Genomic DNA, 4,984 nt, shown 5'->3' with positions numbered 1-4,984 from the left:
GACACCCGATCCGCCGGGAACATCCCGCTTCGCGGGACGTTCCCGAAAACCAGGACCAACCCCTACAAACCAGCCCCGCCAGGCTTGACGAAACAAATAGGGGCACCCCCCCATTTGCCGGTCGGGCTAAGGACAAAACGGCTACCGGGCGGCCCCGGTAGCCGGACGCCTCAGCCCCGCCGATACTCGTCCCCCCACGCCTCGACCGTGTCGGCCGCACGGTCGAACGCCTCACCCCGCGCCAGAAAATCCGCGTTGCTGTCGGTGAGCAGGGGCAGAAACGCCTCGCCCCCCTGGCGTACGACGATCAACGCCTGCCCCTGCACGGTGCGCGGCAACCCGAGCCACTTCACCGGCTGCTGCACCGTACGTACGGCCGCGACGCGGTTCCACGGCACGGTCGTCGTCGTGAAGAAACCGACCCGGCGCACGCCGTGACGGCTCACCCAGGCGCCGACCCGCAGCAGCCGCAGGGCGCAGCCGATGACCACGACGGCGAACGCCAGACATGCGGCGGCACCCGGCATCGCCCCGGCGAACGCGGTGATCATCCCCGCGAGCAGGATGAACGACGCGAGCAGCAGCAGGGAGGCCGCAGCCACGACCCGCCAGGGTCCTGGGCGGTACGGGCGCCGCCAGCTGTCGTGGTCGTCGAACGGCAGCGCGATGTCCTCAGCGCTCGCGTCAAACGCGCGGTCGGCCGTCAGAAAGGGCAGGGGCACGACTGATCCTCACTCACAAGCACGCTCGATTGCTGTGCCCGGTGAGGCTACCGAGGAGGCCGCCGACCAGGCCACCCCAGGGGGCCCGTAGGAGTCAGCGCCCGTGGGCAGCTTCGGTCTGCTCGGTGTGCGACGGCCCCTGGGCGGGGCTCAGGGCGGGCAGGCCGAGGATCAGCGACCCGACGAGACCTGCGACGATCGTCAGCCCGACAAGGGAACGGCCGGCCAGTTGGGAGACGGTGGTGCGCTCCCGTGGGGGCGGGGTGACGTTACTGCGGAATCGGTCGGCCTCGGCTACGAACGAGAACGGGACGGATTCACGCCGGCGGAACATGAGGAAGCTCTCCTTGAACTCTGTTACGGATGCTGCTACTGGGTGAGACGTACGGCAGGCCCGTTCGGTGCCCCGAATCGCCGAATTCATCGAAGAAATCCCTGCACGACCCTTCCGGCCCTCGTTGTCAGCGGCGGCCCGTAGAGTGGGCGCCGCCCGAGCGACGCAATTGGAAGGACCCCGCCGGTGACCGAGACCCCCGAGCCCGCAAAGCCCAGCTTCCGCAGTGATGTCACCGTTGACCTGGTGAAACACACCGCAGGCGACTCCGACGTCCTGTTCGCGGCCCGTGTCTCCACGGCCGGTGAGCAGTCCCTGGAGGAGGTCACCAAGGACCCTGAGCGCTCCAAGGGGCTCATCAACTTCCTGATGCGTGACCGGCACGGCAGCCCGTTCGAGCACAACTCGATGACCTTCTTCATCAGCGCCCCGATCTTCGTGTTCCGCGAGTTCATGCGCCACCGCGTCGGCTGGTCGTACAACGAGGAATCGGGCCGCTACAGGGAGCTGGAACCGGTCTTCTACGTTCCGGGGGAGTCCCGCAAGCTCGTCCAGCAGGGCCGCCCCGGCAAGTACGAATTCGTCGAGGGCACCCAGGCCCAGCAGGAGCTCACCGGCCGCATCATGGAGGACTCCTACCGCCAGGCGTACGAGGCGTACCAGGAGATGCTCGCCGCAGGAGTGGCCCGTGAGGTCGCCCGCGCGGTACTCCCCGTCGGCCTGTTCTCCTCGATGTACGCCACATGCAACGCCCGCTCGCTGATGCACTTCCTCGGCCTGCGCACCCAGCACGAGCTGGCGAAGGTGCCGTCCTTCCCACAGCGGGAAATCGAGATGGTCGGCCAGCAGATGGAGGAGCACTGGGCCCGGCTCATGCCGCTCACCCATGCAGCCTTCAACAAGAACGGACGTGTAGCCCCGTAAGCGGTGTCCGTATTGCGGCGTTTCGTGAAGTTCATCTAGGCTGATCAAACGGACCCGGCACTGCTTGAACCCCCGAGCAGGCAGTGCCGGGCTCCTACTGTGTGTCCCCCCGAGGGGGCATTGGGCGCTGAGCAACGAGTAGCGTGTTACCCATGGCTCCGATCTCCACTCCGCAGACCCCCTTCGGGCGGGTCCTCACCGCTATGGTCACGCCCTTCACGGCGGACGGTGCACTCGACCTCGACGGTGCCCAGCGGCTCGCCGCCCACCTGGTGGACGCAGGCAATGACGGCCTGATCATCAACGGCACCACCGGCGAGTCCCCGACCACCAGCGACGCGGAGAAAGACCAGCTCGTAAGGGCCGTACTGGAAGCAGTGGGAGACAGGGCCCACGTCGTCGCCGGCATCGGCACCAACGACACCCGCCACAGCATCGAGCTCGCCCGCACGGCCGAGCGCTCCGGTGCCCACGGCCTCCTCGCGGTGACGCCGTACTACAACAAGCCGCCGCAGGAAGGCATCTTCCGCCACTTCACGGCCATCGCCGACGCCACCGGTCTGCCGGTGATGCTCTACGACATTCCGGGCCGCAGCGGTGTGCCGATCGACACAGAGACGCTGGTGCGGCTCGCCGAGCACCCGCGTATCGTCGCCAACAAGGACGCCAAGGGCGACCTCGGCCGCGCCAGCTGGGCCATCGCCCGGTCCGGCCTCGCCTGGTACTCCGGCGACGACATGCTGAACCTGCCGCTCCTCTCGGTCGGGGCCATCGGATTCGTCTCGGTCGTCGGCCATGTCGTCACCCCCGACCTGCGCGCCCTCATCGAGGCGCACCTCGGCGGCGACGTCCAGAAGGCCACGGAGATCCACCAGAAGCTCCTGCCGGTCTTCACCGGCATGTTCCGTACCCAGGGCGTCATCACCACCAAGGCCGCGCTGGCCCTCCAGGGCCTCCCCGCAGGTCCCCTGCGCCTTCCCCTGGTGGAACTCACCGCACAGGAAACGGCGCAGCTCAAGATCGATCTCGCCGCCGGTGGGGTAGAGCTGTAACCACAGACTTCACAACTGAATAAGCGGAGAACACTCGCAAGAGTGACAACACAGACAACAGCAAGTGCACGAATGACATGCGCGCCACGTGCCCAAGCGGTACGTGGCGCGCGTGGTAAGGAGAGTCTTTTGAGTCATCCGCATCCCGAACTCGGCACCCCGCCGAAGCTCCCGAAGGGCGGCCTCCGGGTCACCCCGCTCGGCGGCCTCGGCGAAATCGGCCGCAACATGACGGTCTTCGAGTACGGCGGCCGCCTGCTCATCGTCGACTGCGGAGTTCTCTTCCCGGAGGAAGAGCAGCCCGGAATCGACCTGATCCTCCCGGACTTCACCACGATCCGGGACCGTCTCGACGACATCGAGGGCATCGTCCTCACGCACGGCCACGAGGACCACATCGGTGGTGTCCCGTACCTGCTGCGACTGAAGCCGGACATCCCCCTCATCGGCTCCAAGCTGACCCTCGCGCTGATCGAGGCGAAGCTCCAGGAGCACCGCATCCGCCCGTACACCCTCGAGGTCGCGGAAGGTCAGCGCGAGCGCATCGGCGTCTTCGACTGCGAGTTCATCGCGGTCAACCACTCAATCCCGGACGCTCTCGCGGTAGCCATCCGCACACCTGCGGGCATGGCCGTCGCGACCGGTGACTTCAAGATGGACCAGCTCCCGCTGGACGGCCGGCTCACCGACCTGCACGCGTTCGCCCGGCTGAGCGAGGAAGGCATCGACCTTCTCCTCTCCGACTCGACCAATGCGGAGGTCCCCGGTTTCGTACCGCCCGAGCGGGACATCTCCAACGTTCTGCGCACGGTCTTCGCCAACGCCCAGAAGCGCATCATCGTGGCGAGCTTCGCCAGCCATGTGCACCGCATCCAGCAGATCCTCGACGCGGCACACGAATACGGCCGCCGGGTCGCCTTCGTCGGGCGCTCGATGGTCCGCAACATGGGCATCGCCCGTGATCTCGGCTATCTGAAGGTGCCCGCGGGCCTGGTGGTCGACGTCAAGACCCTCGACGACCTGCCGGACGACGAGGTCGTGCTGGTCTGCACGGGATCCCAGGGCGAGCCGATGGCCGCACTGTCCCGTATGGCCAACCGCGACCACCAGATCCGCATCGTCCAGGGCGACACGGTGATCCTTGCGTCGTCCCTGATCCCGGGCAACGAGAACGCGGTGTACCGCGTGATCAACGGCCTGACCCGCTGGGGTGCCAACGTCGTCCACAAGGGCAACGCCAAGGTCCACGTCTCGGGCCATGCCTCGGCCGGTGAGCTGCTGTACTTCTACAACATCTGCAAGCCGAAGAACCTGATGCCGGTCCACGGCGAATGGCGCCACCTCAGGGCCAACGCCGAACTGGGCGCCCTCACCGGTGTACCCAAGGACCACATCGTCATCGCCGAGGACGGCGTGGTCGTCGACCTCATCGACGGCAAGGCCAAGATCGTCGGCAAGGTCCAGGCGGGCTACGTATACGTCGACGGCCTCTCGGTCGGCGATGTCACCGAGACCTCCCTCAAGGACCGCCGCATCCTCGGCGAGGAGGGCATCATCTCCGTCTTCATCGTGGTCGACAGCTCCTCCGGCAAGATCACGGGCGGGCCGGACATCCATGCCCGCGGCTCCGGCATCGACGACTCGGCGTTCAGCGCCGTCGTGCCGAAGATCGAGGAAGCGATCAACAGGTCCGCCCAGGACGGCGTGCTGGAGCCCCACCAGCTCCAGCAGTTGGTCCGCCGCACGGTGGGCAAGTGGGTCTCCGACACCTACCGCAGGCGACCGATGATCCTTCCCGTCGTCGTCGAGGTCTGACCCCGACAGTCGCGAACTCCGGAGCGGGGGGGGGGGGGGGGGGGGGGGGGGGGGGGGCCCGGAGGTTTCCGGTTCCCCCCGCCCGGGAAAAACCCCCCCCCCCCCCTGTCCGTGGGGCGCCCCAACAGGAGGGGGGC

5 protein-coding genes are annotated in these 4,984 nt (G+C 67.5%); 3 read left to right on the top strand and 2 right to left on the bottom strand.

Features of this window, described 5'->3' with window-relative positions; translation table 11 throughout:
- Nucleotides 1-170: 170 nt before the first annotated feature.
- Both ACZ7IB_RS48530 and ACZ7IB_RS48525 read right to left on the bottom strand, forming a co-directional pair.
- Complete coding sequence (locus ACZ7IB_RS48530) at nucleotides 171-722, bottom strand: hypothetical protein (protein WP_470921735.1); 552 nt, start codon at nucleotides 720-722, stop codon at nucleotides 171-173.
- 94 nt (nucleotides 723-816) lie between these two features.
- Complete coding sequence (locus ACZ7IB_RS48525) at nucleotides 817-1,056, bottom strand: hypothetical protein (protein ID WP_470921734.1); 240 nt, start codon at nucleotides 1,054-1,056, stop codon at nucleotides 817-819.
- A 186-nt stretch (nucleotides 1,057-1,242) separates the two neighbouring features.
- Between ACZ7IB_RS48525 and thyX the strand changes: the two genes are divergently transcribed.
- The 3 genes from thyX (at nucleotide 1,243) to ACZ7IB_RS48510 (ending at nucleotide 4,847) form a co-directional block, all read left to right on the top strand.
- Nucleotides 1,243-1,980, top strand: a complete 738-nt coding sequence (gene thyX / locus ACZ7IB_RS48520; RefSeq protein WP_470921733.1) for an FAD-dependent thymidylate synthase — start codon at nucleotides 1,243-1,245, stop codon at nucleotides 1,978-1,980.
- 152 nt (nucleotides 1,981-2,132) lie between these two features.
- Nucleotides 2,133-3,032, top strand: coding sequence for a 4-hydroxy-tetrahydrodipicolinate synthase (dapA, locus tag ACZ7IB_RS48515; RefSeq protein WP_470921731.1), 900 nt, complete (start codon nucleotides 2,133-2,135; stop codon nucleotides 3,030-3,032).
- 129 nt (nucleotides 3,033-3,161) lie between these two features.
- The gene (locus tag ACZ7IB_RS48510) at nucleotides 3,162-4,847 is read left to right on the top strand and encodes a ribonuclease J (protein ID WP_470921730.1); all 1,686 of its coding nucleotides are present in this window, start codon (nucleotides 3,162-3,164) and stop codon (nucleotides 4,845-4,847) included.
- Nucleotides 4,848-4,984 lie beyond the last annotated feature (137 nt).

The organism is Streptomyces sp. NPDC037301 (assembly GCF_055602785.1).
Note: the sequence above shows the minus strand (reverse complement) of the source record. Positions and strands in the feature narration are given on the sequence as shown.

Excerpts from the sequence above, each read along its gene's own strand:
- ACZ7IB_RS48525 (WP_470921734.1), bottom strand. The coding sequence starts at position 1,056 with ATGTTCCGCCGGCGTGAATCCGTCCCGTTCTCGTTCGTAGCCGAGGCC.
- dapA (WP_470921731.1), top strand. The coding sequence starts at position 2,133 with ATGGCTCCGATCTCCACTCCGCAGACCCCCTTCGGGCGGGTCCTCACC.